Raw genomic sequence first — 2,784 nt, forward strand, 5'->3', positions numbered from 1 at the left:
CACCTGCGCCAAGAGGATATCGACGTCGGCGGGCGACCTACCCACATTTTCCCGCATGCGCGGCGTCCCCGCAGGGGACCTAGCGACTGACCTGCAGATTCACCCACCTCTTGATCAAAGAATCGAGAGGTGGGTCATGCCTGGGTCACGTCTGGGACAAACGGACACCACGGGAGCTTTCTGGCAATGTGCTCAGCGTGGCGGCCGGGTTCGTGGGGCAACGCCGGAGCCGGAGTGTCCGCTTCCGCAGCTTGTGGGCCGTTCTTCGCGCTGTGGTGAGTACCAGGCGTGCCGTTGCCTCGGCCGCCTCGTGATGGAGCTCGGGTAGGACCGAGGTGTAGGTGTCGGAGGTCAGCACAATGCTGGCGTGCCCGAGTTGCCCCTGGACTGTACGCAGGTCCACGTGCGCCGCCAACGCTGTGGAGGCGGCGCCGTGTCGCAGGTCATGCAGCCGTACCGGTGGCAGTCCGCTGGCTGCCACCAGGTACCGGAACCGGTAGGTCAGGTAGTCCGGGCGTACCGGCTTGCCGTCCTTGCGAGTGAACACCCAGCCGGCGGGAACGCCTAACCCCAGATCAGCCCCAACGTCGAGTTTCGGGCACCCACAAGCTCATCCCTGAGGCGGCGCTGACCTGCGGCGGCCTCATGACGGGTCAGGTTGGTGATCACGTGTCGTGTGCGATAGTGGTCGGGCGGGCGCTATCCGCGCTCTGTATGAGCTTCGGGGGGTCGGATGACGAAGTACATGGTGCAGGCCAGGTACACCGCGGAAGGTGCGAAGGGACTGCTCGCCGAGGGAGGCAGTGGGCGCAAGGCCGCTGTGGAGCAGGTTGTCAGGTCGTGTGGCGGCACAGTCGAGTCGATGTACTTCGCATACGGTGAAGACGACCTGTACTGCATCGTTGACCTGCCCGACAGCATGTCGATGGCCGCGATCGCGATGACCGTCCGGGCCAGCGGAGCCCTGGTATCCAAGACGAGCGTTCTGGTGACCGTCGAGGAGGTCGACCAGGCCGCCAAGAAGTCGGTCGACTTCCGCCCGCCGGGTACCTGACCGCGGTCGCTGCCCCACTTCGCCCGTCGCACACCGCAACTCCAGTACCGACTGGGCGGAGGCCGACCTGACAAGTTGTGCATGACCCAGCCAGGAATGCGCCAGCGACGAGGTGTGCAGCATTCTCGCCAGCCCGGCAACCAGCGCACTAACGCCCTCCAGCCGCCATCAGGGGCGTTCCCCCCGGAGTGTGGACACGGGGATCATGCAGCTTTGAGCACTCTATCGGATCGCTGTTCGTAGTCGATTGGGCTGAGGTGGGCCAGGGTGGAGTGCCTCCTTCTCGTGTTGTATCGGGTGATCCATTTTGAAGATGGCCAGCCGGGCCGCGCGGGCCGAGGGCCAGCGCCGGGCGCCTTGTAGGGTCTCGCGTTGGGGGTGGCGTTGAACGCCTCCGCGGCGGCGTTGTCAGCGTGGGTGGCGCCCGCGCCGTCGATCCGGATCCAGACCTTGGCCCGGAACTCGTCGGGGATCTGCCTGATGACGTCCAGCGCCGCGAGAACTGCCCGATCGGCCCAGTCCGGCTTCGGCCGTTCGACCTGACGCCGCAGAACCGCCACCTCGTGACGCAACATCATGATTTCCGCGTCCTTCGACGCTTGACTGCGGCCCAGCAACATCAGCCAGCCGAACACTCGAGAGTGATCAGATAGAGCAGGCGAACAAGCACAAGACACGATCTTGTCGGCGGAGATGGAACCTGTCAAACCACAGGTCAGAGCCATCGTGGCTGCGTTTTGACGCGATACAGGTAGGCCGTTTCAGGGGAGACGGCGAGGTCCTCCGCGTGCGCAGCCGCTAGGGAGGTCATTGCCGCTTATGTCAAAATCCGTGCACGTGAGGAATAGGTGGTTGTACTTACCGAGCAGGAAGGCCAGGATTCCGATGACGATCGTGATGGCGACGGCACCCAAGCGTTTTGGTATAGAGAGCTCATCATAGTCGGACAGCAGGATTCTCGACAGCAGCCATGCGAGCACCGGGGCGGCCAGCAGGGTCACTCCTGCCTCAAAATATTGATAGTGAGGCAATCCCCGGGTCCCTGGTGCCGCGATGGCTAGGAGGACCCTGATCGAGGGCAGTGACAAGACGAGCCAGCCGGCCCAAGGCATGGCACCTCTTTCGTGTACTACCACCCCTGAGAGAAGCACTGCGGTCGCTGTCGCCCAGAGCGCCAGCAGGGAGTCGAAGAAGATGGCACCGTACGCGCCCCACGTAAAGGCGGGCCACCAGATGGCGAGCGCTCCACCGACTGATGCGGCCGCGGTGGCCCGCAGGGTGGGGTTGATCTCGACCGGGCCACGCCTTCCTTTAGGGCGCGGATCTCCGGAAGCTCCATCGACCATTTTCGCTCCGACGTGTGAGCCGCTCCATTCGAATTAACGCAGCATACCGCGGCCTCTCTGATGAGATCTGCCACTCCCTTCCCGATGCGGCGACTCACCATCCTAAAATGGTGAATGATGGCATTTTCGATATCCCTTCAGAAATAATACGAATAGTGATCGATTTTGGTCATTGTCGACCAGATAACGAATCCCGTCGGCCAGAGGGTGACCGAAGACGGCGCGGCAGGTTCAGCGTTTCCGCATGGCGGCGAACGCCACGCGGGTTGTGAATAGCCGGGGAGCCCCGCAGGGCTGAAGCGTTCTCGGCTGGTGAGACGGTTGCGGCCCTGGGACGGACGGATCGCTGAGCGGCGCCCCGGTGTGGAGATGACAAACGCGACC

The 2,784-nt window shown here is 63.6% G+C and carries 4 protein-coding genes and 1 pseudogene; 1 reads left to right on the plus strand and 4 read right to left on the minus strand.

Annotated elements, in window-relative coordinates; genetic code table 11:
- Positions 1–145: 145 nt before the first annotated feature.
- Positions 146–547: a tyrosine-type recombinase/integrase gene (locus ACFXJ8_RS43895; RefSeq protein ID WP_379651506.1), complete on the minus strand. Its 402-nt coding sequence runs from the start codon at positions 545–547 to the stop codon at positions 146–148.
- Positions 548–733: 186 nt separating this feature from the next.
- Between ACFXJ8_RS43895 and ACFXJ8_RS43900 the strand changes: the two genes are divergently transcribed.
- Entirely contained in the window at positions 734–1,054 is a 321-nt protein-coding gene (locus tag ACFXJ8_RS43900) for a GYD domain-containing protein (RefSeq protein WP_379651508.1), read from the plus strand.
- 203 nt (positions 1,055–1,257) lie between these two features.
- Here the strand turns inward: ACFXJ8_RS43900 and ACFXJ8_RS43905 are convergent.
- From ACFXJ8_RS43905 to ACFXJ8_RS43915, 3 genes and pseudogenes are all read right to left on the minus strand, one after another.
- Positions 1,258–1,494, minus strand: a pseudogene (locus ACFXJ8_RS43905) (integrase core domain-containing protein); the annotation flags it as partial.
- Between the two features lie 321 nt (positions 1,495–1,815).
- Positions 1,816–2,055: a hypothetical protein gene (locus ACFXJ8_RS43910; RefSeq protein WP_379651509.1), complete on the minus strand. Its 240-nt coding sequence runs from the start codon at positions 2,053–2,055 to the stop codon at positions 1,816–1,818.
- A 482-nt stretch (positions 2,056–2,537) separates the two neighbouring features.
- Positions 2,538–2,784 (minus strand): hypothetical protein (locus ACFXJ8_RS43915; RefSeq protein WP_379651511.1); only part of this gene is annotated, 247 nt, incomplete at its 5' end.

Source organism: Nonomuraea sp. NPDC059194 (genome assembly GCF_042754765.1).
GTDB lineage: Bacteria > Actinomycetota > Actinomycetes > Streptosporangiales > Streptosporangiaceae > Nonomuraea.